Source organism: Paraburkholderia youngii, from assembly GCF_013366925.1.
GTDB classification, from domain to species: domain Bacteria; phylum Pseudomonadota; class Gammaproteobacteria; order Burkholderiales; family Burkholderiaceae; genus Paraburkholderia; species Paraburkholderia youngii.
The window spans coordinates 3,668,661-3,694,701 of the sequence record NZ_JAALDK010000001.1; the positions used below are offsets into that span (position 1 = coordinate 3,668,661).

Annotated in this window: 25 protein-coding genes; 12 read left to right on the plus strand and 13 right to left on the minus strand. The window is 64.5% G+C overall.

All coding sequences use genetic code 11. From position 1 onward, the window contains the following. Positions 1-16: 16 nt before the first annotated feature. The 6 genes from ggt to G5S42_RS16915 form a co-directional block, all read right to left on the minus strand. Positions 17-1,678, minus strand: coding sequence for a gamma-glutamyltransferase (gene ggt / locus G5S42_RS16890; protein WP_176107800.1), 1,662 nt, complete (start codon positions 1,676-1,678; stop codon positions 17-19). 112 nt (positions 1,679-1,790) lie between these two features. After that, positions 1,791-2,009 (minus strand): hypothetical protein, encoded by a 219-nt coding sequence (locus G5S42_RS16895; protein WP_013091366.1) that lies wholly within the window; start codon positions 2,007-2,009, stop codon positions 1,791-1,793. A gap of 10 nt (positions 2,010-2,019) precedes the next feature. Beyond that, a complete protein-coding gene (locus G5S42_RS16900) occupies positions 2,020-3,654 on the minus strand; it encodes an L-lactate permease (RefSeq protein WP_176107801.1) in 1,635 nt (544 codons plus the stop codon). A gap of 306 nt (positions 3,655-3,960) precedes the next feature. Next, positions 3,961-4,311, minus strand: a complete 351-nt coding sequence (locus G5S42_RS16905) for a hypothetical protein (protein WP_176107802.1) — start codon at positions 4,309-4,311, stop codon at positions 3,961-3,963. Between the two features lie 98 nt (positions 4,312-4,409). After that, positions 4,410-5,048 carry a LysE family translocator gene (locus G5S42_RS16910; RefSeq protein ID WP_176107803.1) on the minus strand — a complete coding sequence of 213 codons (639 nt, stop codon included), beginning with the start codon at positions 5,046-5,048 and terminating at the stop codon, positions 4,410-4,412. A gap of 187 nt (positions 5,049-5,235) precedes the next feature. Next, positions 5,236-6,111, minus strand: coding sequence for a LysR family transcriptional regulator (locus G5S42_RS16915; protein WP_176107804.1), 876 nt, complete (start codon positions 6,109-6,111; stop codon positions 5,236-5,238). A gap of 160 nt (positions 6,112-6,271) precedes the next feature. On the opposite strand from G5S42_RS16915, the gene G5S42_RS16920 reads away from it, so the two are divergent. The 6 genes from G5S42_RS16920 (at position 6,272) to G5S42_RS16945 (ending at position 15,489) form a co-directional block, all read left to right on the plus strand. Further along, positions 6,272-6,706 carry a VOC family protein gene (locus G5S42_RS16920; protein WP_176107805.1) on the plus strand — a complete coding sequence of 145 codons (435 nt, stop codon included), beginning with the start codon at positions 6,272-6,274 and terminating at the stop codon, positions 6,704-6,706. Positions 6,707-7,118: 412 nt separating this feature from the next. Continuing rightward, on the plus strand, positions 7,119-10,397 hold the full coding sequence (locus G5S42_RS16925; protein ID WP_176107806.1) for an efflux RND transporter permease subunit: 3,279 nt from the start codon (positions 7,119-7,121) through the stop codon (positions 10,395-10,397). 23 nt (positions 10,398-10,420) lie between these two features. Continuing rightward, positions 10,421-11,647 (plus strand): efflux RND transporter periplasmic adaptor subunit, encoded by a 1,227-nt coding sequence (locus G5S42_RS16930; RefSeq protein WP_176107807.1) that lies wholly within the window; start codon positions 10,421-10,423, stop codon positions 11,645-11,647. Continuing rightward, positions 11,647-13,212, plus strand: a complete 1,566-nt coding sequence (locus tag G5S42_RS16935; protein WP_176107808.1) for an efflux transporter outer membrane subunit — start codon at positions 11,647-11,649, stop codon at positions 13,210-13,212. The genes G5S42_RS16930 and G5S42_RS16935 overlap by 1 nt, the downstream gene beginning before the upstream one ends. Before the next feature lie 103 nt (positions 13,213-13,315). Beyond that, a complete protein-coding gene (locus G5S42_RS16940; protein ID WP_013091374.1) occupies positions 13,316-14,002 on the plus strand; it encodes a heavy metal response regulator transcription factor in 687 nt (228 codons plus the stop codon). Then, positions 13,999-15,489, plus strand: a complete 1,491-nt coding sequence (locus tag G5S42_RS16945) for a heavy metal sensor histidine kinase (RefSeq protein WP_176107809.1) — start codon at positions 13,999-14,001, stop codon at positions 15,487-15,489. Before G5S42_RS16940 ends, G5S42_RS16945 begins: the two co-directional genes overlap by 4 nt. Here the strand turns inward: G5S42_RS16945 and dinB are convergent. Continuing rightward, entirely contained in the window at positions 15,456-16,622 is a 1,167-nt protein-coding gene (gene dinB, locus G5S42_RS16950; protein ID WP_176107810.1) for a DNA polymerase IV, read from the minus strand. The two genes, G5S42_RS16945 and dinB, sit on opposite strands and share 34 nt — an antisense overlap. A gap of 277 nt (positions 16,623-16,899) precedes the next feature. On the opposite strand from dinB, the gene G5S42_RS16955 reads away from it, so the two are divergent. After that, complete coding sequence (locus G5S42_RS16955) at positions 16,900-18,480, plus strand: EAL domain-containing protein (RefSeq protein WP_246392017.1); 1,581 nt, start codon at positions 16,900-16,902, stop codon at positions 18,478-18,480. Positions 18,481-18,512: 32 nt separating this feature from the next. On the opposite strand, the gene G5S42_RS16960 is transcribed toward G5S42_RS16955, so the two are convergent. From G5S42_RS16960 to G5S42_RS16970, 3 genes are all read right to left on the minus strand, one after another. Further along, positions 18,513-19,094 (minus strand): YceI family protein, encoded by a 582-nt coding sequence (locus tag G5S42_RS16960; protein ID WP_176107812.1) that lies wholly within the window; start codon positions 19,092-19,094, stop codon positions 18,513-18,515. Positions 19,095-19,142: 48 nt separating this feature from the next. After that, positions 19,143-19,718 carry a YceI family protein gene (locus G5S42_RS16965; protein WP_176107813.1) on the minus strand — a complete coding sequence of 192 codons (576 nt, stop codon included), beginning with the start codon at positions 19,716-19,718 and terminating at the stop codon, positions 19,143-19,145. Positions 19,719-19,834: 116 nt separating this feature from the next. Then, positions 19,835-20,398: a cytochrome b gene (locus G5S42_RS16970; protein ID WP_176107814.1), complete on the minus strand. Its 564-nt coding sequence runs from the start codon at positions 20,396-20,398 to the stop codon at positions 19,835-19,837. A 262-nt stretch (positions 20,399-20,660) separates the two neighbouring features. Here G5S42_RS16970 and G5S42_RS16975 point away from each other — a divergent pair, with 262 nt between their 5' ends. Then, the gene (locus G5S42_RS16975; RefSeq protein WP_176107815.1) at positions 20,661-21,911 is read left to right on the plus strand and encodes an arsenic transporter; all 1,251 of its coding nucleotides are present in this window, start codon (positions 20,661-20,663) and stop codon (positions 21,909-21,911) included. Here G5S42_RS16975 and G5S42_RS16980 read toward each other — a convergent pair. Further along, the gene (locus G5S42_RS16980; RefSeq protein WP_176107816.1) at positions 21,900-22,178 is read right to left on the minus strand and encodes a hypothetical protein; all 279 of its coding nucleotides are present in this window, start codon (positions 22,176-22,178) and stop codon (positions 21,900-21,902) included. The two genes, G5S42_RS16975 and G5S42_RS16980, sit on opposite strands and share 12 nt — an antisense overlap. 316 nt (positions 22,179-22,494) lie before the next feature. After that, positions 22,495-22,833, minus strand: a complete 339-nt coding sequence (locus G5S42_RS16985; protein ID WP_176107817.1) for a hypothetical protein — start codon at positions 22,831-22,833, stop codon at positions 22,495-22,497. Between the two features lie 247 nt (positions 22,834-23,080). Between G5S42_RS16985 and G5S42_RS16990 the strand changes: the two genes are divergently transcribed. The 3 genes from G5S42_RS16990 to G5S42_RS17000 are packed head-to-tail and all read left to right on the plus strand — an operon-like array spanning position 23,081 to position 25,482. Then, positions 23,081-23,374, plus strand: coding sequence for an EF-hand domain-containing protein (locus tag G5S42_RS16990; RefSeq protein WP_176107818.1), 294 nt, complete (start codon positions 23,081-23,083; stop codon positions 23,372-23,374). 27 nt (positions 23,375-23,401) lie between these two features. Further along, positions 23,402-24,115, plus strand: coding sequence for a response regulator (locus G5S42_RS16995; RefSeq protein ID WP_176107819.1), 714 nt, complete (start codon positions 23,402-23,404; stop codon positions 24,113-24,115). Next, positions 24,112-25,482 (plus strand): ATP-binding protein, encoded by a 1,371-nt coding sequence (locus tag G5S42_RS17000; protein ID WP_176107820.1) that lies wholly within the window; start codon positions 24,112-24,114, stop codon positions 25,480-25,482. Before G5S42_RS16995 ends, G5S42_RS17000 begins: the two co-directional genes overlap by 4 nt. Positions 25,483-25,518: 36 nt before the next feature. Here G5S42_RS17000 and G5S42_RS17005 read toward each other — a convergent pair whose 3' ends face one another. Next, entirely contained in the window at positions 25,519-25,785 is a 267-nt protein-coding gene (locus tag G5S42_RS17005; RefSeq protein ID WP_176107821.1) for a hypothetical protein, read from the minus strand. Here G5S42_RS17005 and G5S42_RS17010 point away from each other — a divergent pair. After that, positions 25,784-25,987: a hypothetical protein gene (locus G5S42_RS17010; RefSeq protein ID WP_176107822.1), complete on the plus strand. Its 204-nt coding sequence runs from the start codon at positions 25,784-25,786 to the stop codon at positions 25,985-25,987. The genes G5S42_RS17005 and G5S42_RS17010 overlap by 2 nt on opposite strands. Positions 25,988-26,041: the final 54 nt, after the last annotated feature.

Sequence of the window (26,041 nt, forward strand, 5' to 3'; positions counted from 1 at the left end):
GAGCCGGTGCCGCTCCTCAATACCCGAGCGCGGCACCGTCGCCGCGCGGATCGGCGCCGCCTTCGTAAAAGCCCTGTTCGCGGTCGACACCGATCGCGTGCGCATGTCCCATGTTGTCGTTCCAGTCGGTGACCATCTGCACCGGCTGGCCGCGGCGCTTCAATTCGCGCACGACCTCGTCGGAGATGCGCCCCTCGAGCGACATGTTGCGCGACTTGGTACCCCACGTGCGGCCCATCAGCCAGCGCGGCGCCTCGATCGCCTGCTGCACGTCGTAGCCGAAGTCGACGATGCGGGTGACGAGCGCGGCCTGGGTTTGCGGCTGACCTTCGCCGCCCATCGAGCCGAACGCGAGGCAAGGCTTGCCGTCGCGGGTCATCAGTGCCGGAATCAGCGTGTGGAAAGTGCGCTTGCCCGGTTGAAGGCAGTTCGGGTGGTGTTCGTCGAGCGAGAAAAACGCGCCGCGGTTCTGCATGATGATGCCGGTGTCCCCGCCGAGCACGCCGCTGCCGAAGTCGTGATAGATGGACTGGATCAGCGACACCACCATGCCGTCCTTGTCGGCCGCGCAGAAGTAGCAGGTGTCGCCGTCCGGCGCGCGGCGGTCGTGCGGGTACTGATAGGCGATGCCGGGCGGGACCGTCGAGACGTCGAGCGCGCGTTCGGGGTCGAGCAGCTTGCGGCGTTCGTCGCAGTAGGCCTTCGTGATCAACTGGTCGACCGGAATCGTGACGAAGCGCGGGTCCGTCAACCACTCTTCGCGATCCGCGAACGCGATCTTCACCGCCTCGGCCAGGTGGTGATAGTAGTCCGCGGTGCCTTCGCCCCACGCGGTCACGTCGTAGCCTTCGATCAGGTTCAGGATCTGCAAGGGCGTAAAGCCCTGCGTGTTCGGCGGTAGCTCGTAGACCGTATGACCGCGATACGTCGTGCTGATCGGCGTGACCCATTCCGCACGGTACGCGGCGAAGTCGACCGGTTGCAGCGGCGAGCCGGCGGCGCCGACGCCGTCGCAGATACGCGCCGCGAGATCGCCTTCGTAGAAGCCGGCGCGCGGGCCCTGATCGGCGAGTTGCTGCAACGATTGCGATAGCGCGGATTGCACGAGCTTCTCGCCGTCGGCGGGCACGCGACCGCCCGGCATGAAGATCGCGGCCGTTTGCGGGTAGCGCGTGAGGATCGGCACGTCCTGCACGGTCCAGTCCGCGAGCGAGCGGGAGACCGGCACGCCGTCGCGCGCATAGCCGATTGCCGCCGCAAACAGTTCCGCCCAGTTCAGGCGCCCGAAGCGCTCGTGAGCGAGACGCCAGCCGTCGATCGCGCCCGGCACGGTCAGCACCGCCTGCGGGCCGCGCGCCGCGATTTCGTTGTCGATGGCGATGCCGCGATAGTGCGCTAGCGTCGCGCCTTGCGCCGCCGGTCCGCTCGCATTGATCGCGTGAATCTGTTCGCTGTTGCCGTCGGCGATCAGCCAGAAGCCGTCGCCGCCGAGCCCGGCCATGTGCGGATAGGCGACGCACAGCACCGCGTTCGCGGCAATCGCGGCATCGACCGCAGTTCCACCGCGTTGCAGCATCTCGACACCGGCCTGACTGGCCAGATAGTGCGGTGTGGCGACCATGCCATGCGGTGCGCGCGTGGGTGGGCGACCGGTACGAGGCCCATTAGGATGACTCATGGTGAAAAGCTCCCCTGAGGATGAGCCGCCGCAATGGCCCAGGCGCCTGATGCTTGCCGGGAGTGTGCGACGGCAAAGCAACTGCGGCGAAGGAACGCGCGCGCCGCTTCGATCAGGAAGCCCGATCGTCGAACTCGACGCCCGCGTCTCTGACTTTGTCGTTGGAGTGATCCATGAACCGCGTGATGATCGGCAATGCTCCACCGGCGATCACGCAGAGCAGCCCCAGCCCCAACAGCAGCATGTTGCCGGTGACCGAACCCCTGCTGGTGAGCGGAAAGCCCGCGAACATCAGGAGCAGCGCCAGGGTTTCCGCAACGAGCTTGTCCATACGGGTTACCTCACGCGAATATCACGAGAAGGATCGTGCCGATGCCGGTCAGGATGGCGACGATGACCGTCCACGGAAGGGCCAGCTTCATCACCGCGCCCTCCTGGCCCTTGATGCCGGAGATGCTGGTGCCCAGCACGATGTTCGCCGGGCCGATCGCGTTGCCATACGCACTGCCGGCGGCCTGCGCGGCGATGATCGCTTCGGTCGGCAGCGAATGAAGTTGCGCGACGTCGCTCTGCAAGCCGCCGAACAGCACGTTCGACGCGGTGCTGCTCGACGTCATGAAGGCGCCCAACGCGCCGATCACGCTCGCGATGCCCGCATAGACGAGCGGCGGCGACACATCGGCGATACCGTGCGCGAGCACCTGGGTCTGGCCGCTATGGTCGAGCACCCGGCTCGTAACGAGGAAAGCGATGACCGGCAGCGATGCGGGCACGCCGTCGACGATCAGCGAGCGCCCCAGATTCTCGCCGCCATGCCGCGATTGCCACGCGCCGTAGAAGCCGTTCACGCGGTACACGATCCACACGACGATCGCGGAGATCAGCAGCATCGTCCCCGGGTGGGTGAACGGCGAGAACGGCGCGTAACGCTCGACGGCCGCGTTTCGCACGCCAAAGCCCGTGGTCACTTCGGGAAACGGCAGGCCGATGCGGAATTGCCGCATCGCATCGTTCAATGGGCCAATCAGCAGAATGCCCAAGGTAACGACCGTCAGCACGACATAGGGCAGGAATGCCATGCCGAGACTCATCACCGGCTCTTCGGTTTCGGTCTGCATGCCGACGGCGGCCGGGTCCATCGCGGGGCGATCCGGGACTTCGGCGGCGGGAACCGGCTCCCTGAACCGACGCCAGCGCGAAAGCGGATACAGGGCGACCATCGCAACGGTTGCGGCGAGGAACGTCGACAGTTCAGGGCTCAGGAACGCGAAGATCAACTGGCCGAAGCCGAGGATCGTGCCGAGGATCAGGACCAGCGGCCATCCGTGACGCACCGCTGCCCAGCGCCCGTATAGCCACACAATCAGCAGGCCGCCGAAGTACGTCGGAATGAGCAGCAGCAGGCACGATTCGAAAGCGGCGCGTCCCACGTCCTGGATGTCGGCCACCTGCAACGTTGCGAGCCAGCCGACACCGAGTGTGCCGAAGAAGCGTGCCCATGCGTGCGCGATGATCGAGATGGTGGCGGCATGGACCGGTCTCACACCGATCGCGAGCAAAAGGGGGGCGACGACAGCAATCGGCGCGCCGAAACCCGCAATGCCTTGAAGAAAAGATGAAAACACCCAGCCGAGCCCGAGAATGACGAATAAGTCATTTCGGCTGAAACGGGAAATGCCGTGTCGAAGTGCGTCGTAGCCACCGGCCTGTTTGGTGATCTGATAAAGCAGAAGCGCCGGCCACATTACATAGAGAATGAATATGGCGTCCCATACGCCTTTGCCACTCGCGACAGCCAAAGTCGTGATCGGAGTGCGGAATGCGAGTACGGCAATCAGGCCGGCGACGAACATTGCGCCAGGGCCCGCCTCGGGCGCCCGCCAACGCAGTGGCACGAGAAAGACAAGCAAGGCAATGATGGAAAGTGTTGCCAGAATCCAGTGAATTAGATCGACTGGAAGGGTTATGTCATTCATCGCTCTCCCTCTCGCAGTTGATACGCCTCGAATGCTGTGAGGGGGCACTTTTCTGTATGGCCCGAGCTAATAATAGTTCGTTTTCTTAATGCCGCAAGCTAGGAGCGGAAACAGGGATTTTATTGCGCTGCGGAAATTGATGTTTTAGCGCGGCGGGTTTTCGTCTGCAAAGGCGATGTGCGAATTTGAATAAACGATAATTAACGTTTTTAAATCGGCGTGGCGAACGCCTTTTGAAAAAATTGGCGCGCGATCGAATCAGCGCGCACAAATCGATGACGGGAATGGATGCGGGCACCGGGACACTCACTCGTCCGCGAAAAAATGACCGATGAAGAAACAGCCAGCCGCAAGCGCAGCGCCCAGTACCGCGACCGTATAGGCAAGCCTGGAGCCATGCCACAAGCTATCGAACCATTGATGCAACTGCGCCATCAGCACCGCCGCATTGCCGCCGATTTGCTGTAGCTCGATCTGATAGCGCGGATCGACCATGCTGTACATCGCGACCGCGTTATCCGGCGGCGGCACGCTGACGTAAATGAGCAGCGCGGCGATCAGACTGACGACGAGGATCGCCGCGCCGGTGAAATAGAGCCGCTTCTGCAGCGGCGAGCGATGAGTGGAGGAAGGTGCGTCGTGATCGTTGCCGTTCATCGTTTCGTGGGTGGGCGCCTTGGCAGCCGTCAATGATGGAGCCGAACCGCCAGTATCGCAGAGCGCAGCCTGGGGCCAGGCGGACGCGCTCAACCCATCTAGTTCTTCGACGTCAGCAGCTTGATCCCGGCAATCCCGAACATCACCGCGAGCGAGCCGTCGAGCCAGCGCCGGATCGCCGTATAGACGCGCCGCGCGGACGCCGTCGAAAACAGCATCGCGTAGCTGCTGAACACCGTCGCGCCGATCACCATGCAGCCAAGCACGACCGGCATCACGTGCGCGGCGCCGTGTACCGGCGACATCGCGAGCGACACGATCGACAGCCACACGAGCACCGCCTTGGGATTGGTCAGATGCAGCAAAAGGCCGCGCAGATAGAGCCGCCCGAGCGGTTCGTCGACGCGCGCCGCGCTCGCGGCCGGCTTGCCGGCGCTCAACGCCGAGCGCGCGGACTTGAAGCCGAGCCACAGCAGATACAGCCCGCCCGCGATCCGGATCGCCACGAGGCATTCCGAGTAGGTGGCGAGCACCGCCGACAGCCCGAGCGACGCGAGCAGCGCCCATGAGAACGAGCCCGATACCACCCCGAGCGCGAACGCCAATGCCGCGCGCCGGCCCGCGCTCATCGCGAGCGACATGATCGCGAGATTGCTCGGCCCAGGGCTCGCGGTGCCGACGAAATAGGCGCTGTAGGCGATCAGGACATCGGCGGTGAGCACAGGGCTGGCGATCATGGCGGGTAGATGTAAGGGCGGGGTGCGTGTTCGGCAATGCCATGCAACGCACCACACGGCCGGTTGAATGAAGCAACGATTCTGCGCGCCGTCGCGCGCCGCTCACAGATACAGTTGCGCGTACGTATGGCAGCACACTCGATTCGAAGCCGAATCGAACGTGCGTTGAACGCGGTGCGCCAAGCGCTCAACCGTGCGCCGCGCTCGCAATACACTCCGCCAACGCATCGGCGACAGCCGGCCGACTGTGCCGCGGCCGCAGCACGAGTCCGATCTCACGCTCGAAAGTCGCATCGCCGAGTTCGAGTGCGACGACGCCCGCCGGCCATTTGCCGAGCCCGGCCGTATTCGGAATCAGCGCGACACCCATGCCGCGCGCGACCAGTTGCACGATCGCCTGCAACTCGTCGAGCTCGACCGCATCGCGCACCCCAAGGCGCGCGCGCCGCAGAAAACGATCGACTAGCCGCCCGCCGAACGACGCGCGGTCGTAGCGGATGAACGGCTCGCTGCGCAGCAGTTCACGCCACGAGCGGCCGCCGCGCACGAGCTTTTTCGGCGCGAGCAGCACGAACGGTTCGGCGACGAGCGTGCGCCATTCGAGCTCCGACGGCAGCGCGAACGGCGGCTTGATGATGACGGCCAGATCGAGCTCGCCCGAATCGACCTGGCCGAGCAGCCCCAGCGACACGCCCGGCACCACGCGAATCCGCCAGCCGGGACGGTCGACGCGAAAGCGCGCGAGCGCGTCGGCCAGCAGCGCCACCTGCGCGGACGCGATCGCGCCGACCCGCAGCATGCCGCTTTCGGCGGCGCCGCCGCTGCGCTCGGAGAGCCGCGCGTAGAGCGTCATCATTTCCTCGGCGAGCGCGAGCGTTTCGCGGCCCGCCTCGTTGAGCGTCGCCGAGCGGCCGGTGCGGTCGAACAGCGGGAAGCCGAGTTCCTGCTCGAGCCGCTGCATCTGCGCGCTGACCGCCGATTGCGTGAGCCCGATGCGCGCGCCCGCGCCGGAAAACGTGCCGTACTGGCTGACGGCGATGAAGGTTTTCAACTCGCTGAGCATGATCGATCAATCGATTTTGGTGATGGTCAGGTCAAATATATATCGTTTCTCAACATTTTTATTCATGGTTAGACTTTGCCTCATCTGAGCCGATTCGCTGCCGTGCGAGTCGTGCCAGTCGTAACCCAATCCTCACACCCACCCAGCGAGTCTTCCTATCATGAGCGTTGCCGAAACCGCTTTGCCGCCGTTCCATCTGGCGTTTCCTGTTCATAGCCTCGCCGCCGCGCGCGAGTTTTACGGCGAATTGCTCGGCTGCCCGGAGGGGCGCAGCTCGGACGCGTGGGTCGATTTCAATTTCTACGGTCATCAGATCGTCGCGCATCTGGCGCCCGACGAAGTCGGTCACCGTCATACCAGTGCCGTGGATGGCGACGCGGTGCCGGTGCGCCACTTCGGCGCGGTGCTGTCGATGGAGCAATGGCAGGCCGCCGCGGATAAACTGCAGAAGGCCGGCGTCGAATTCATCATCGAACCGCATGTGCGCTTCAAGGGCGAGGTGGGCGAGCAGGCGACGATGTTCTTCCTCGATCCGTCGGGCAATGCGCTCGAGTTCAAGGCGTTCGCCGATATGTCGTCACTGTTCGCCAAATAAGCGTCGCTGGCGTTGACGCCGGCACACGGATAGCTGCAAATGAGAAGGCCGGTCGACCATTCAGGTTTGACCGGCCTTTTCCGTTGAAGGGGAATGACCGCGCGAAGCAAAATCGACTCGTGTTGCGAATAAAACTGAAAGCATGTTTCACAATATTTCGAACGACGGCCCTGCTGTGAATCAGCAAACGTTCCATTAACTGCGCGTAAATTTATTCAACAAACGTTTGCCTGGCGCCTAACTAGCTGCAAATCCGGCAATTGCTTTTCGCCTTCAAAAATGGCGCATTTGCTTTCAACAAGCTTCCTGACAATTTCGCCATTCTCGCGCCATGCAGGCGTTGGTGCTACCGATCTAGCATAAGCGGAGATTCAATCCCTCCCTCCACCCGCATTTTCTCTGGCCCGTTTCAATGTGGATCGTCAACGTAGCGCTTAAGCGGCCATACACGTTCATCGTGATGGCGATTCTGATCGTGCTGGCGACGCCCTTCGTGCTGTTCACCACGCCCGTCGACGTGCTGCCGGAAATCAACATTCCGGTCGTCAGCATCATCTGGACGTACACCGGGCTGTCGGCCGAGGACATGGCCACCCGCATCACGTCGGTCAACGAGCGGAGTCTGACCACGACGGTCAACGACATCGAACATATCGAATCGCAGTCGCTGCCCGGCATCGCGATCCTGAAGGTGTTTCTGCAGCCGAACGCGAACATCCAGACGGCCATCGCGCAGACGGTCGCCGTCGAGCAGGCGCAGTTGAAGCAGATGCCGCCGGGCGCCACCGCGCCGCTCGTCATCAGCTACTCGGCTTCCAGTATTCCGGTGATCCAACTCGGTCTGTCGAGTCCGAAGCTCTCGGAGCAGGACCTGAACGACACCGCGCTGAACTTCCTGCGTCCGCAACTCGTGACGATTCCGGGCGCGGCCGTGCCGTACCCGTATGGCGGCAAATCGCGGCTGATCTCGGTCGACCTCGATACGCGCGCGATGCTGGCCAAGGGCCTGACGCCGGCCGATGTGGTCAACGCGTTCAACGCGCAAAACCTGATTCTGCCCACCGGCACGGCCAAGATCGGGCCGAAGGAATACACGATCGACATGAACGGTTCGCCGCCGACGCTGGAAGGCCTCAACGATATTCCGGTGCGTACCGTCAACGGCGCGACGACCTATCTGCGTGAAGTCGCGCATGTGCGCGACGGCTACTCGCCGCAGACCAACATCGTGCGGCAGAACGGCCATCGCGGCGTGCTGATGTCGGTGCTGAAGAACGGCAACGCGTCGACGCTGTCGATCGTCGATACGTTGAAAGGCCTGTTGCCGGCCGCGCGCGCCGCGCTGCCGCCGGATCTGCAGATCACCGCGCTGTTCGACCAGTCGGTGTTCGTGAAGGCGGCGGTGCAGGGCGTGGTGCGCGAGGCGCTGGTCGCGGCCGCGCTGACCGCCGCGATGATCCTGCTGTTCCTCGGCAACTGGCGCAGCACCTGCATCATCGCGATCTCGATTCCGCTGTCCATCCTGTCGTCGCTGATCGTGCTGCACGCGCTCGGGCAGACCATCAACATCATGACGCTGGGCGGCCTCGCGCTCGCGGTCGGTATCCTGGTGGACGACGCGACCGTGACGATCGAGAACATCGAGCGGCACCTGCACATGGGCACCAATCTGCACGACGCGATTCTCGACGGCGCCGGCGAAATCGCGGTGCCGGCGCTGGTGTCGACGCTGTGTATCTGTATCGTGTTCGTGCCGATGTTCTTCCTGACCGGCGTCGCGCGCTATCTGTTCGTGCCGCTCGCGGAAGCGGTGGTGTTCGCGATGCTCGCGTCGTACATCCTGTCGCGTACGCTGGTGCCGACGCTCGCGATGCTGCTGATGGGCCACGCGCACAAGCCGAAGGCGGGCGCGAAGCCGGGTCTGTTCACGCGTCTGTATCACCGCTTCGACGCCGGCTTCGAGCGCATGCGCGCGGCCTACATCATGATCCTGAGCAGCCTGCTCGTGCGCCGCAAGATGTTCGGCACGCTGTTCCTCGGTTTCTGCGTGCTGTCGATGGGTCTGTTTTTTGCGCTCGGCGAAGACTTCTTCCCGAGCGTCGACGCGGGCGACATCCGTCTGCACATGCGCGCGCCGACCGGCACGCGGATCGAGGAAACCGCGCGGCTGGCCGACGAGGTCGAGAAGGTGATCCGCGAAGTCGTGCCGCCCAAAGAGTTGGGCACGATTCTCGACAACCTCGGCCTGCCGTATAGCGGCATCAACCTGTCGTACAGCAATGCGGGCACGATGGGCACGCTCGACGGCGAGATCCAGATCGCGTTGAACGAAGGCCACGAGCCGTCGCAGATCTACATGGACAAGCTGCGCACGATCCTGCCGCAGCGTTTCCCGGGCGTCGAGTTCTTCTTTCAGCCCGCCGATATCGTCACGCAGATCCTGAACTTCGGCCTGCCCGCCGCGGTGGACGTGCAGATTGCCGGCGCGAATCAGCAGGGCAACCTCGATGTCGCGCGCAAGCTGTTGAAGCAGGTGCGCCTGATTCCCGGCACCGTCGACACGCATATCCAGCAAAAGCTCGACGAACCGGTACTCGGTCTGAACATGGACCGTACCCGCCTGCAACAACTGAACCTGACCGCGAACGACGTCGCGCAGAACGTGCTCGTTTCGCTATCGGGCAGCTCGCAGACGTCGCCGGGCTTCTGGGTCAACAACAGGAACGGCGTCGAATACAGGGTCCAGGTGCAAACGCCGCAGTACCAGGTGTCGTCGATCGACGAGCTGCTGCGCACCCCGGTGTCGGCCACGATGAACGGGCCGACGCAACTGCTCGGCAACCTCGTGCAGGTGTCGCCGAAGAGCCAGTTCGCGGAAGTCACGCATTACAACATCCGGCCGGTGATCGATCTTTTTGTGAGCGTTGAAAAGCGCGATCTGGGCAGCGTGGCGAATCAGGTCGACAGGATCGTCAACGAGGTGCGCGGTACGCTGCCGCGCGGCAGCACGATCACCGTGCGCGGCCAGGTACAGACCATGCGCAGTTCGTTCTTTGGGCTCGGCATCGGCGTCGCGATGGCGATCGTGCTCGTGTATCTGCTGATCGTCGTGAACTTCCAGTCGTGGGTCGATCCGCTGATCATCGTCAGCGCGTTGCCGGCGGCGCTCGCGGGCATCATGTGGATGCTGTTCCTGACCGGCACCCACTTGAGCGTGCCGGCGCTGACCGGCGCGATCATGACGATGGGCGTCGCGACCGCGAACAGTATTCTGATGGTCGCGTTCGCGCGCCAGCGGCTCTCGGCCGGCGCGCCGCCGCTCGCGGCCGCGCTCGAAGCCGGCGCGAGCCGGATCCGTCCGGTGTTGATGACCGCGTTCGCGATGATCATCGGCATGATTCCGATGGCGCTTGGTCTCGGCGAGGGCGCCGAGCAGAATGCGCCGCTCGGCCGCGCGGTGATCGGCGGCTTGCTGTTCGCGACCGTATCGACGCTGTTTTTCGTGCCGCTCGTGTTCGCGGGCATTCACACGTGGCTTGCGCGCCGTCATCGCAACGGCGGCGGCGACAACGGCGGCGATGGCGGTGGAACAGGCGGCAATGGCGGTGGAACAGGCGGTGATGGCGGTCGAAGCAGTGGCCATAGCGACAGCCCCGCGCCGGAACACAGCAGTGCGGCGACGCCCGCGTAAAAGTTAAACGATGGTTGACTGAGATGACCGAAAAAACTCATGCATCGCTAGCGATCCCCACGCGGGAAACCGAACAGGGGGAGCACCTGCTGCCGCCGCGCCATCGCGAATGGAGGCACGCGAAGATCGCGATCCTGAGCGTGTTCGTGCTGCTCGCGATAGGCACGCTGCGCACGGTGATCGCGAACGTGATGCAAAACCGCGAAGTCACGGCGACCGCGCAGCAGAACGCCACGCAGTACGTGAACGTCGTCACGCCACAGCAGACCGACGGCGGCGGCAACACGCTGCTGCCGGGCACGTTGCGCGGCTATGTCGAATCGCCGATCTATGCGCGCGCGACCGGCTATCTGCTGCACTGGTACGTCGATATCGGCGCCCGCGTGAAGCAGGGGCAATTGCTTGCCGAGCTCGATACGCCGGAAATAGACCAGGAACTTGCACAGGCGCTGGCGCAGCGTCAGCAGATCAATTCGAGCCTCGCGCTCGCGAAGAGCTCGCTGGAGCGCTGGCAGCAGCTGCGCCAGCGCGATGCGGTGTCGCAACAGGAACTCGACGAACGGCAAAGCACCTACACGCAGGACCTCGCGAATCTCGCCGCTGCCGATGCGAACGTCAAGCGTCTGCAGCAGCTCGAATCGTTCAAGCGGATCATCGCGCCGTTTGCCGGCGTGGTCACGCAGCGCAACGTCGACGTCGGCGATCTGATCGACGCGGGCAGCGGCACGAGCCGGGCCCTGTTTGCGCTCGCGCAGTCGGACCCGTTGCGCGTCTATGTGCAGTTGCCGCAGGCCTACGCGCAGAACGTCGCGGTCGGGCAGAAGGTCGTGGTCACGCAGGCCGAGCTGCCGGGCCAGCAGTTCAACGGCACGATCACGCATATGTCAGGCGCGATCGACGTGCCCACGCGTTCGTTGCAGATCGAAGTGACGCTGCCGAATCCCGACGCCAGGCTGCGCCCCGGCGCCTACGTGCAGGTCGAGGTGCCGGCCGCCGCGCACGAGCGCCTGACGGTACCGGGCAACGCATTGCTGTTTCGCGCGGAGGGTCCGCGCCTCGCGGTCGTCGATGCGAAGGGCGACGTGAGCCTGCACAAGGTCGTGATCGCGGTGGACCTCGGACAGCAGCTCGAAATCGAAAGCGGTATCTCGCCGACCGATCGCATCATCATCAATCCGAGCGACTCGATTGCCGACGGCGACCACGTTCAGGTGCAGCCGCTGCCGAAGAACGGCAAGGAGGCGTCTTGATGTTCGCGGCTTCCCGCCGGGCGCGCCCACGCTGCACCGCGTTCACCGCGCTGGGCGCTTGCGCCGGCGCGGCCTTGCTCGCCGCCTGCACGGTGGGTCCCGACTATCAGCGTCCGCAAGCCGAGGTGCCGCCCGAATGGCACACCGATTCGTTCTGGCGCGTCGCCGCGCCGTCGCATGCGCCGATTGCGCCGGACTGGTGGACAGGCTTCGCCGATCCGACGCTCGCGACGCTCGAAACCCAGGCGCTCGCGCAGAACCAGACGCTCGCCGCGGCGAGCGCGCACTACGAGCAGGCCAAGGCGACACTCGCGAACACCAGCGCGCAGCGCGTGCCGGAAGTCAATTTCTCGGCCCAGGCCTCGCGCTTTCGCATTTCGCACGACCGGCCGCTGACCAACTACGCGACGCCGACCCAATCGACGGTACAGAACAACATCCAGCTCGGACCCACGCTCAGCTACGACACCGATCTGTTCGGCCGCATCCGTCGTGAGGTCGAGGGCGCGCAGGCGTCGGCCGAACAGTCGGCGGACGATCTCGCGAACGCACGGCTCGTGCTGACGACCGATCTCGCCACCGACTACTTCTCGCTGCGCGAGCTCGACAACGAGATCGACGTGCTGAACCAGTCGGTGAAGCTGCAGCAGAAGGCGCTCGACTACGTGAACACCGAGCACGATCTCGGTTCGGTATCGGGCCTCGACGTGCTGCAGCAGAAATCGCAGCTCGATGCGACGCGCGTGCAGGCGCAACTGCTGCTGAATCAGCGCGCGCAATTCGAGCATGCGATCGCCGCGCTGGTCGGGGTGCCGGCGCCGCAGTTCGCGATCGAGCCGAAGGTGCTCGACATCAGGCCGCCGACGGTGCCGCTCGGCGTGCCGAGCGACGTGCTGCAGCGGCGGCCCGACGTCGCATCGGCGGAACGCGCGATGGCGGCCGCCAACGCGCAGATCGGCGTGGCCAAGGCCGCGTTCTTCCCGAGCCTGACGCTAACGCCGGGCATCGGCTGGGAGAGCACCGAGTTCGCCAATCTGCTGAGCGCGCCCACGCTGATGTGGACGCTCGGCGCGGCGGTCGGCCAGGTGATCTTCGACGGCGGGCGGCGCGCGGCCAACGTCAAGTTTGCGAGCGAGGGCTACAAGGCGACCGAGGCGAACTATCGGCAGACGGTGCTAAGCGCGTTCCAGCAGGTGCAGGACGGCATCACCGGACTGTCGGTGCTCGATGGCGCGGCGAAGCAGTCGCGTGAAGCGGTCGAGGATGCGCAGCGGCTGCTGTCGCTCGCGAACGATCGTTATTCGGGCGGGCTCGTCGCGTATCTGAACGTGATCGACGCGCAGGAATCGCTGCTCACGAGCGAGCGCACGGATGTGCAGATCCATGGGCAGCAGTTGACGCTGTCGGTGGCGCTGGTGAAGGCGCTCGGCGGCGGTTGGGATGGCGGCGCGCAAGGCAGTGCGATGGCCGCGAACGAGGCACATGCAACCGACGCTGCGGCGATGCCGCAACAAGCGCCCGTCGGCGACGCGCAGCAGAAAGACATGCCGGCTCCTGCACGCTGAATCGCCGCGGCCGAGCTTCCATGCCGACGCAGTGGGATCGGCGCGAAGAATCGAGGGCATTCGTATAATGCAAGGTTGACAGCCACTAGTGGCGGGGACACGGATGAAATTGCTGATTGTTGAAGACGAGCACAAGGTAGTGGACTACCTGCGCTCCGGTTTGACAGAGCAGGGCTGGGTCGTCGACGTCGCGCTCGACGGCGAGGAGGGCACGCACCTGGCCACCGAATTCGATTACGACGTGATCGTCCTCGACGTGATGCTGCCCAAGCGCGACGGCTTCAGCGTGCTGAAGGCGCTGCGCATGCGCAAGTCGACGCCGGTCATCATGCTGACCGCGCGCGACCACGTGAACGATCGCGTGCGCGGCCTGCGCGAAGGCGCCGACGATTACCTGACCAAACCGTTCTCGTTCCTCGAACTCGTCGAGCGTCTGCATGCGCTTGCGCGCCGCACGCGTTCGCAGGAGTCCACGCTGATTTCGGTCGGCGATCTGTTCGTCGATCTGATCGGCCGCCGCGCGACTCGGGACGGCGTGCGCCTCGACCTGACCGCGAAAGAGTTTCAACTGCTCAGCGTGCTCGCGCGCCGCCAGGGCGACATTCTGTCGAAGACCGCGATCACCGAGCTCGTATGGGACGTCAATTTCGACAGCCACACGAACGTCGTCGAAACCGCGATCAAGCGGCTGCGCGCGAAACTCGACGGCCCATTCCCGTCGAAGCTGCTGCACACGGTGCGTGGCATGGGCTACGTGCTCGAAGTGCGCGAAGAGGCCGAGTCATCATGAACCGCTCGATTGCCCGCCGCCTTGCGTCGATGTTCGCGCTGGTGGCGCTGTTCGTGTTTACGCTCGTCGGCAGCGGGCTCTTTCTGGTGCTGCGCTCGCAGCTCGAACATCATCTGCGCGAGTCGCTCGACGATCGCACGCAAATCGCGCGCATCATCGTCTCTCACGCGGTGACGCCAGAAAAATGGCGGATGGCCCGCGAAAAACTCACCGACATGACGCCGCACGACCGCAGCACCATGTACTCGGTGACGAGCGCGGAGTCGAACTTCCACTTCGGCACGCCGGTGCAGGGAACGGTCACGAAGAGCTGGCCCGGCGGCTACGCGCGCATCGCGCCGGAGGGCGGCGGCCCCGACATGCTGACCTCGACGGTGATCTTGCCGGCCAATGGCGCGCGGCCTGCGGTGCAGTTGCAGGTCGCGGCGAGCTATTCGCCGAACCTGCGCACAATGCGCGTGTTCGGCTCGGCACTCGCGGCGCTGTCCGCACTCGGCACTCTCGCGGTGCTGCTGCTCAGCTACTCGGTCACGCGCATCGGCCTCGCACCGCTCACGCGTCTGACGCGCGACGCATCCGCGGTCAGCCCGAACAACCGCTCGCAGCGGCTCAATACCGCGTCCTTGCCGCTCGAACTGAACGATCTCGCCAACTCGTTCAACGGTGCGCTCGAACGGCTCGACGGCGCCTACGGCCGCCTCGAATCGTTCAACGCGGACGTCGCGCATGAACTGCGCACGCCGGTCACGATCCTGATCGGCCAGACGGAGGTCGCGCTGACGCGCAACCGCTCGGTCGACGATCTGCGTCACACGCTGCAATCGAACCTCGAAGAATTCGAGCGGATGCGCGCGATCATCAACGACATGCTGTTCCTCGCGCGTGCCGACCAGGGCGAACGCGCGACGGGGTTGATCGAGGTGTCGCTCGCGGCCGAAGTCGCGCATACGCTGGAATTTCTGGAGATTCCGCTCGAAGAGGCGCGCGTGCATGCGAAGTTGCAGGGCGATGCGTTCGCGCGCGTGAACCGCTCGCTGTTCGGCCGCGCGTGCACGAACCTGCTGATGAACGCGATCCAGCACTGCGAGCCGGGCGCGACGATCAGCGTGACGATCGCGCGCGGGGAAGGTGCGATGCGCGACCAGGTGCGCGTCGCGGTGGCGAATCCGGGCGAGCCGATCGCGCCGGACGTCCTCGAACATCTGTTCGACCGTTTCTATCGCGCGGAAGTCTCGCGCACCAATAGCCGCGAAAACCACGGGCTCGGACTCGCGATCGTGAAGGCGATCGCCGAGATGCATCGTGGCACCGTATCCGCGCACAGCGCGAACGGCATCAACACGTTTTCGTTTTCGATGGCGGCGTCGGTGATGTCCACTTCGGGCGATATACCGGCCGCGCGTGCGAGCGCGAATGCCAATGCGAATGCGGCCGGCGTCGCCGCCGATACATCCTATTCGTCGCTCGCGAAAGGCAAGTCGGCCTGAACCGGCAGGCGCGGCTTCAGCGCCTGTTCGCTGGCCGAGCTCAGCGTGCTGATGCGCACGCCCAATAGCCGCAGCTTGCGGTTCAACTGCACGCGTCGCAAACATTCGGTCGCCGCGCGGCGGATTTCGGTCGCGTCGGCGGTCGGTTCATCGAGCGTCAGGTCGCGTGTGACGGTGCGGAAATCGGCGTAACGCAGCTTGATGCCGATCGTGCGGCCCACGTAGCCCTTGCGTACGAGATCGTCGGCGACACGCACGCACAGCCCCGTAAACGCGTTAGATAACGCCGGCCGATCGTGACGCGGATGCAGATCGCGTTCGAAGGTGGTCTCGCGGCTGATCGACTTCGGCTCCGATTCGACCACCACCGGCCGCTCGTCGTGACCCTGCGCAACTTCCATCAGCCACGCGGAATAGCTGCGCCCGAAATTGTCCTGCAACAGCCCGGCGTCGGCGGCGGCCAGATCGCCGACCGTCGCGAGGCCGAGCGCGCTCAGCTTCTCCGCCGCCTTCGGGCCGATGCCGTTGACCTTGCGCACCGGCAGCGGCCACACGCGCAGCGGTATGTCGGCTGGCGTGAGGATCGTCAGGCCGTCGGGCTTGTCGAGTTCGGAGCCGATCTTCGCGAGCAGCTTGTTCGGCGCGACGCAGATCGAACACGTGAGACCGGTGGCCTGATGAACGGCCTCCTTGATGCGCCGCCCGATGTCGGCCGGTTCGCCCGGCAGCTCGGTCAGGTCGATATAGATCTCGTCGATGCCGCGATCCTCGATGCGGTCCGTGAACGTCCTGACGGCCGCCTTGAAGAGGCGCGAGTAGTGGCGATACGAATCGAAATCGGTCGGCAGCAGGATCGCGTCGGGCGCGAGCGCGGCGGCCTTCATCATGCCCATTGCCGAAAACACGCCGAGCGCGCGCGCCTCGTACGTCGAGGTGGTGACGACGCCGCGGCCCGCGTAATCGCGCAGCTTCGCGAAGCGCTTGCTGCCGTCTTCGAGCAGTTGCGGCGCGCTGTTGCGGCCGCCGCCGATCACCACCGCGCGGCCGCGCAGTTCCGGATAGCGCAGCAGTTCGACGGACGCGTAAAACGCGTCCATATCGAGGTGCGCGATGCGGCGGGATGGCGAATTCATGGAAATTGAAGCGGGCGATGGGAATGAACGAAAGCGGTGACGGCGCGCGTCGCGACGCCGGTAGGCCGTAATGGTACCTCGCCGGGCGCGCCACCGGTCAGGGTCGCCGCGGCTGGCCGCATGCGTGGCATTCAACGCAATGTTGCAAAAGCGGCTCCAGTAACTATTCTTCACACTGAAATCCGCAGGTTGCGTGGCGGGTCCAGGCGGGGCCGCAACCGCTGCAGCCGAATTCGCCGCGACCGTCCACCACCGGGCTCGACAGATGATCAAGCGCATGTCGCTGATTTCGGCGTATATCGCACTCGGCTGCGCCGCAACGGTGCTGCCGGTCCTGATCAGCATCTATATCGCGAACGAAGACGTCGCCCGCCGCGAGCAGCGAGATCTGAGCCTTTACGCGGAGAAGGCCATGATGCGCACGGAACTGGTCACATATCAGGGCTTTGCCGCGATCGCGGACCTGCAGGCCGAGCACGCCGAGCCGTGCTCGCCGGAATACCTGAAACGGGCTGCCCATGTGATCTTCAACTACCGCTACGTGCGGGACGCGGGCGCGTACGGCGACGGGCGCTATCTTTGCTCGCCTCTTCTGGGCCAGGTTCGGACCCAGGATGTCGAACTGCCGCCGCCGCGCTGGCGCAGCAACGACGGCTACCTGGTCTGGTTTCAGCAAAAGAATCCGCTCAGCGACTTGCGCGAGGATATCCAGATCGGGCGCAACGGCGAATACGTGTCGATCGATCCCCAGTCATATGTCGATGTGATGGATCCAGCGGGAAGGGCGATCGCTACGATCAACACGGAGATCAATTCGATCGTTGCACTGTCGTCCGGCGCGGACCCCGACGAGATGCTCCATGCATGGAAGCAGGCGGGGCGCGTCGATAGCGATGAATGGAACTACGCGGTGGCACGCTCGGAGACGCGCGCCCTCGGTGTCGTCGTCAAAGGCCGGCGCACCAGCCTGCTCAGGGACTGGCCCGGGCTGCTGGCGACGTGGCTATCGATCGGCGTCGCGATGGGCGCCGCGTTCGGCTGGTTCGCGTTCAAACGGATCTCGCGGCAGGTGTCGTTCCAGGCCTCGCTCGAATGGGCGATCTCCCACAAAACCATCGACGTCGTCTATCAACCGATCGTGAATCTCGCGACCAGCGAATGCGTCGGCGTCGAAGCGCTGGCCAGATGGAATCTGAACGGACGCGATATCTCGCCGAATATCTTCATCGCATTGGCCGAGCAGCATGGCCTGATCCAGTCGTTGACCGACCTCGTGTTCGATCAAGCGCTGCAAGATCTGGCAGAGCTATTGCGTTCGCGGCCGTCGTTCTACGTGTCGGTCAACGTTAGCGGCGAGGATCTGCGCACGCCGCGCTTTCTGAACCTGATCAACGCGAGGCTCGCCGGAACCGGCCTGCGTCCCGCGCAGATCAGGATCGAAGCGACGGAGCGCAGTTTTCTGAACGCCGATGTGACCCGGCAGACGATCGCTGCCTTCAGAAGCGCCGGCCACCCGGTTTATATCGACGATTTCGGCACCGGCTATTCGAGCCTCGCCTATTTGCAAACCTTCATGATCGACGTGCTGAAGATCGACAAATCGTTCGTGGACACGATCGCCCAGGACGCGGCGTCGAGCATCGTCGCGCCGCATATCATCGAGATGGCGCACGAATTGGGGGTGGAAATCGTCGCGGAGGGGATCGAGCGCAGCGAGCAGGTCGAGTATCTGGTGCGCCGGGGCGTTCAGTATGGACAGGGCTGGCTGTTCGCGAAGGCGATGCGTCGCGAGGAACTGGTCGCATGGCTCGAGGCGCGCCGCGCGTCGCATGCGCCGGCGCAGCCCGCGATCCAGTAGTTCAGCGCCCGGCCTGGCCGGGCGCGATGCGCTTACTGCTTGATGCCTTCGGCCTGGATATGCAGCGTGGTCTTCATGTTGAAGCCGTACGCCTTGCCGAAGTCGATGCCGAAATCGTCGCGATTGAACGTCGCGACCGATTCCGTGCCGCACACTTCGCGCTTCAGCATCGGGTGCTGGATGCACTTGAACGATTCGATCTTCAGGTTGACCGGCTTGGTCACGCCGTGCAGCGTCAGCGTGCCGATCACTTCGACCGGCTTGTCGCCGTCGAAGCGGATCTGCGTGCCCTTGTAGGTCGCGGTCGGGAACTTCGCGGTGTCGAAGAACTTGTCGCCGACCAGCTCCTCGTTGAGCTTGTCGTTGCCGATGCCGACCGAGCTCAGATCGATCGTCGCCTCGACCGTGCCGGTCTTCGCCGCGCGATCGAGCACGACGGTGCCGTTGGCTTTCTGGAACTTGCCGCGCCAGATCGACAGGCCGCCGAAGTGGTCGGTCTCGAAGCTCGGCGATGTGTGCGTCGGATCGAGCAGATAGGTCTCGGCGGCAGCCATCGCGTTGAACGAGCATGCGGCGGCGAGCGCGCCGGCGGCGAGCAGGAAGGATTTCTTCAAGTTGGACTCCAGGGGTCTAAAGGTAATGCAGTGCTGCTGTGTTGAACGTTATTTGTTTGCCGCGACCAGATGAAATTTGATGACGACTTCGTCGGCGACCACTGACGTGTCTTTCCATTCGCCGGTGCCGACGTCGAACTGCGTGCGCTTGATCGGCAGCGAGCCGTCGAAGGTTTGTGTGGCGCCCTGGCTCGCGATCACGACGGGCACGACGACCGTTTGCGATTTGCCCTTGATCGTCAGCTTGCCGGTCACCTTGTACTGGTTGCCGCCGGTCGGCGCGATCGAGCTCGACACGAAGGTCGCGCTAGGGAAGGCGCCGCTGTCGAACCATTCCTTGCCTTGCGCCTGCTTGTTGTAGTCGTCGGCGCCGAGGTCGTAGCTCGCGGTGTCGATCGACACGTTCGCACTGCCCGCGGCCGGCTTCGCCGGATCGAAGTTCAGCTGCGCGGAGAACTTCCGGAACTTGCCGTCGACGGGCACGTTCATCTGTTTGGTCGTCGCGATCACGCTGCTTTTCGCGAGGTCGACGTCGGCGTGCGCGAGGTTCGCGCCGATGAGCGCAAGCGCCGCGAAAGAAGCGAGCGCCGCGCGATGAGCGGAGAGATAAAAGGGTGTCTTCATGATGGTACGCATCCTATCCGAGCTTCGCGGCGTGATTGCACACCGCGAGGAATTTGATTGCCAACCAGTCGTAACCAATCGACAGGCATTGTGCCTTTCTTCAAGCTGTCATGTCGTTATGCATGGGTCTTCAGAAACGGCACCATGCGCGCGAGCAGGCCGTCACGATCGACGAACTGATGCTTGAGCGCCGCGAGCACGTGCATCAGCACCAGTGCGAGCAGCGTGTAATTGAGCAGCACGTGCACAGTGCGCAGCGTGGCCTTCAGCGCCTGATCGGGACCGATGATGGTCGGTAGCGGCACGACGCCCAGATACACGACCTGGATGCCGGCCGCCGAGCTGTAGAAGTAACCGGACAGCGGAATCGCGAGCATCAGCAGATACAGCAGGCCGTGCACCAGATGCGCGGCGGCCTTCTGCCATGCGGGCGTTGCGGCATCGAGCGCGGGCGCGCGGTGCGTCGCGCGCCACAGCACGCGCAGCAGCGCGAGCGCGAACACGGTCACGCCGATCCATTTGTGCCACGAGAAGTATTTGAGCTTCGTCGGCGTGAAGCCCGGGATATCCGTCATGATCCAGCCGATGTAGAAGCCGCAGATCATCAGCGTGGCGATCAGCCAGTGCAGCGCGATTGCGGCGCCGTGGTAGCGCGTGGGAGCGGAAGCCTGGGTTTGCATCGTTTTCTATCCGTTGCTCGCGATAAGCCGCGTGGGAATGCGGATAGTAGGGAGGCCAAGAGAAACTGAATAGGGGGTGCGCGGGAACAGATTGTTTCTTCGTTGACGTTAATTGTGTTGAAAGGCATGCGCGTGACAAGGCACGCCGACTGCCGTGGACCGGTCGCTGCGGCAACCGCTGTGGTAACTTGTGGCCCCGAACAACAAGGTTGCGCGCGCTTTGCGCAGCCACCGACATAACCCAATATCCGGGCTTTAAGCTGTGAATTCCGTTTTTCTTTCCTGGGGCATTGCCGCGGCCGCCACCGCCGGTGTGATCACACGGCCGTTCAAATGGCCCGAAGCCGTGTGGGCCGTCGCGGGCGCGGTGCTGCTCGTCGTGCTCGGCCTGTTGCCCTTGCATCTGGCGATCGAAGCGATCGGCAAGGGCACCGACGTCTATCTGTTCCTGATCGGCATGATGCTGCTATCCGAAGTCGGCCGCCGCGAAGGACTGTTCGACTGGGTCGCGGTGCTCGCGGTCAATCATGCGCGCAGTTCGCCGCGCAAGCTGTTCGTACTCGTGTATCTATTCGGCGTGGTGATCACCGCGTTTCTTTCCAACGACGCCACCGCCGTGGTGCTGACGCCCGCCGTGTTCGCGGCGGCGAAGAAAGCGAAGACGCCGCCGCTGCCGCTGCTGTTCGTCTGCGCGTTCGTCGCCAATGCGGCGAGCTTCGTGCTGCCGATCTCGAATCCGGCCAACATCGTGCTGTACGGCAATCACACGCCGCCGCTGGGACCGTGGATGCTGCGCTTCGCGCTGCCGTCGGTGCTGTCGATCGGCGCGACCTTCGTGATGCTGCGCTGGACGCAACGCGACGCGCTGGCTGGCGTCTGCGAGGCGAATCTCGACGCGGTCGAGCTGTCGGCGAGCGGCCGGGTCGCGCTCGCGGGCATCGCGGTGACGGCCGGCGCGCTGCTGACGGTCTCCGCGTACGACATCCAGCTCGGCATGCCGACCGCGATCCTCGGCGCGCTGACCGCGCTCGTCGTGCTGATCAAGGAACGCAAATCACCGCTGCCGATGATCCGCGAAATTTCGTGGAATGTACTGCCGCTCGTCGCTGGGCTGTTCGTGCTGGTCGAGATGCTCGATCACACCGGCGTGATCAGCACGTTCGCGGGTGCGCTGCGGCGCGCGACCGAGCACAACGAAATGGAAGCGGCCGCGTGGGCCGGCACGAGCATCGCGGCGCTCAGCAATCTGATCAACAACCTGCCGTCCGGACTGATCGCGAGTTCGACCGTGATGCAGGCGCAGAGCCCCGAGCGCGTGATCGACGCGTTCCTGATCGGCGTCGACCTGGGGCCGAACCTGTCGATCAGCGGCTCGCTCGCGACCATCCTGTGGCTCAACGCGATTCGCCGCGAAGGCGAAGACGTCGGCTTCATGAAATTCCTGAAGGTCGGTGTGCTGGTGATGGTGCCCGCGCTCGTGCTGGCGCTTGGGGCACGGATTCTAACGGGCTGAACGGACGGCTGACCGGTCCTTGCTCCGCGGGCTTGCGCGGGACCCGCGGCGTGCGGCGCCGGCGAGCTGGTCCAGTTGCGCGCCGACCGAGCGCAGCCTCGCTTCGAGGTGAGCGACGCGCTGACGTTGCGCGGGCACCATCGACGACCGGTTCAACGCATGCAGCCGGCGATGCCAGTACGACAGCGGAAAACGGTCGCGCGCTGAAAGTGCATTGAAAACGACTTCGAGGTGGGCAATTTCCCTGTCGATATCTTGGTAACTCATCACAAAGGTCCAGGAAAGATGTGGGGATAGGGCGCGCGAACCTGAATGGGACAGCAAGCTCCGTTCCATCCCGCCTTTATGTAGTCAAAATCAGCCGTGACGGCGCAAAGCGCCACATGTGAGCGCGCCTCGCGCGCTGCGCGATGGTAAGAAGCGGCAAAGTCCATGCAAGCTTTACTGGCGGCGCTCCACCTTTCAACCAGACAACGGGAATTCACCAGGCGTGCGCGCCAGGCGCGTGTCCTATGCTGAGTCAACGGCGTGGCCCGGCCGTGTGCGATCGAAAACCGCCCGCGCGGGGGCCCGCAACGCGCTTTCAATGCGGCACGATCACCAGCGGTTGCGCATAGCTGACGGTCGGCGCGGGCACCACCGCATAGTTGGGCGCGGGCGGCGCGACCGCGGCGGCGGTGGCGGAAGAGTTCGCCGGCTGTACGGGCGGCGCCGCGACGATGGTCGCGGCCGCCACCGGAACGGCGACAGGCGGCGCAGATACGTACACGGGATTGATCGGCACCGGGTAGTAGACCGGCCGTGGCGGCGGCGCGTAGACCACGGCGGCGGGCAGATACACGACGACTCTCGCGTAGGCAGCGGAAGAACAGGCGAGACCGATGGCGGTGAAAGTCGAAGCACAGGCGAGACGGATACTCATTTGGGACTCCTGATGCGTGAAAGCCGACAGACGGCAGACGGAACGATACGCAGCAGGCCCGCGAAGCGAAACCGCAAACTCATTTCATTCGATGTCACGCCGCACCGGCACTGGGCGCCGTGACATGATTCGACATGATTCTTGAATTGCGATCGCGCGGCGTCTGACCAAGAATTCGGCCTGTCATCGAAACGGATCGCGGCACCCAGCCAGGCGACGGTCGATGTTCCAACCGAAGGAGTCAGTCATGAAGAAGTTGCTCGCCACCGTACTGCTGTGCTGCGCGTCCACCGTCACGTTCGCTCAGGCCGCCGCGCCGCAAGGTATCAGCCAGCAGCGCATGGAGCGCATGGAGCAGCAGTTGCAGACGCGCTTTTCAACCGCGAACACCACGCACGACGGCAAGCTGACCCGCGACCAGGCGGCGGCCGGCATGCCGATGCTCGCGCGTCATTTCGATGAGATCGACACGCAGAAGGCCGGCTACATCACGCTGCCGCAGATCGAGGCGTTCATGCAGGAACGCGGCGCCGCACACTGAGCGGCTCGGACATCGAGGAGCTTTCGGATGGAACGCCCCGCCAGGATCATCGTGCTCGACGACGAAGCCGAGTTGCGCAACATGCTGCTGCGCTTCCTGCGCGGCCAGGGTTTCGACGTGCGCGCGGCCGAGGACGGCAAGCGTCTGAACCGCTACCTGGAGCGAGAGCCGTTCGATCTGCTGATACTCGATCTGATGATCGGCGAAGAGGACGGCCTCGAGATTTGCGCGAAGCTGCGCGCGCAAGGGCAGACCTTGCCGATCCTGATGCTGACCGCGAAGGGCGATCCGCTCGATCGCGTGACCGGCCTCGAAACCGGTGCCGACGACTACCTCGCGAAGCCGTTCCTGCCACGCGAGCTGGTGGCGCGAATCAATGCGCTGCTGCGCCGCCAGAAGATGGCCGCCGGCGACGTCACGGTGACGTCGCAGCGCGTGCGTTTCGGCAACTTCACGCTCGATGTCGGCAAACAGGAGCTATCGCGCGCGGGCGAGCCGCTCGAGATTCATTCCGCGCAGATGCTGCTGCTGGTCGCGCTCGCGTCGTCGCCGAATCGCGCGGTGAGCCGCGACAACCTGCTCGCGCGTGCGCGAGGGCGCGACCATGATGCGCTCGATCGCAGCATCGACGTGCAGGTGCTGCGGCTGCGGCAGATCGTCGAGGACGACCCGTCGAAGCCGCGTTTCATTCGTACCGTCTGGGGCGTCGGCTATATGCTCGTCGCCGATGTCGAATCATGATGCGCTCGCTGTCACGCAGGCTGCTGCCGCGCACGCTGCTCGCGCGCAACATCGCGCTATTGATCGCGCTCGTGATGCTGAGCCAGATCTGCTCGATCGTCGTGCTGCTGCATTACGTGCAGCGGCCACGCGTCGAGCGCGCGGCGGCCGTGTTCGCGACCTACGTGACGACGCTCGACAACCTGCTCGCGGCCACTCCGCCCGCCTCGCGCGCGGCGCTGAGCGCACGACTCGACGCACGCGAGCAATTGCCCCCCGAAGCGACTGACACGCCGCCGCACGATCTGTTGCACGCGTATCGCACCTATCAGCGCGGCGTGTTCATCGACAGTCTGCAGAAGCACCTGCCCGCGGATATGCCCGCGCGCTGGCAGACCGAGGGCGCACAGCGGCTGTGGATTCGCATGCATGGGTCGCTTGCCGGCGCCGGCAACGCGGCGGGCTTGGCGAGCGCGCCATACTGGATTGCGCTGCCGGTTCCCGACGACGCGCAGGGCAGCGGCCTCGAAGCGGCGATCTTCCTGTCGTTGGGTCTCGGCGTGCTTGCCGCGCTCGCCGGCTACGCGATCCAGCTGCATCTGAACGAACCCTTGCACGAGCTCACGCAAGCGGCGCGCCGCGTAAGCGCCGGCGATCTGCCCGCACCGCTGCCGACCGACGGCCCCGCCGAAATTGCCGCCGTGGGCAGCGCATTCAATCAGATGACGCGCGCGTTACAGGACGCCGAAGCGACGCGTGCGTTGATGCTCGCGGGCATTTCGCACGACATCCGCACGCCGTTGACGAAGCTGCGCCTGTCGATGGCGATGGCGATGCCGCAGGGGGCCGACAGCAGCTTCGTGATCGCCGCCGAATCGTATCTGGACCAGATCGAGACGATCCTGCAGCAGTTCATGGACTACGCGGGCAGCGGCGAGCGCGAGGAAGCGCAGCCCGGCGATCTGAACGCGCTGATCGAACGGCTCGCGGGCGACTTCTCTGGGCTCGGGCATGAGTTCGAACTTTCGTTGGGCAGTTTGCCGGCCGTTCCATATCGGCCGATCAGCATGATGCGGCTGCTGATGAACCTGATGCAGAACGCGATCGTCTACGGCGGCAGCGGGCTCGCGGTGCGCACGTGGGCGACGCAGGACACGGTGACGGTCGCGGTCTGCGATCGCGGCAAAGGTTTGACGGCGCAGGAGTTGGAAAAGCTGAAGGCGCCGTTCCAGCGTGGCCGCAATGCGCGTGCGCACAGCGGCGGCACGGGGCTGGGTCTGTCGATCGTCGAGCGGATCGCACGGCTGCACGGCGGCGGCCTGCAGTTTCATCCGCGCGAAGGGGGCGGCCTCGAAGTGTGGGTCGTATTGCCGGTCAAGGCGGCATAACCGTGAAACGGGAGGAGGGCGCGGTGTTGTTGCCGCTCACTCGCGATCGAGCCACGCGTCGAGCCCGACTCGAAACGCGACGCCCGCGATCACCGGCACGGTCAGCATCAGGATGATGCCGAAGTTCGGGATCTCGTCGCCGTACATGATCGGGTTGTACAGCACGACGCCCGACACGATCGCGAACATCACCACGCCAATGGCGACCATCAGGAGATTGCGCACGGACAGGGACAGCGTCTTGCGCTTCGGCTTGTCGTTCGTGTCGTGAGCGCCGGGTGCTTCGTCGTGTTGGGCAGGCATGATGGTTCTCGTGGCAAAAGATGCGGCATCGGAAGCGGCCGCGGTGGATACCGCGCCCGGCATCATACCCGCGCGCGCACGGCTGATGCGGTTGTCCGCGCCGTTGCGGGTACTCATCCTTACCAACAATATATGCCATTCCAGTCTGCGATTTCAGGCGTCGGCTTGCGACCTCGCGGGAAGCGCCATTGCAGCCATCTGATGTAGCACGTCTGAAGCATCATGAAGACACCTACGCCACGGCGGCAGAGGTTCG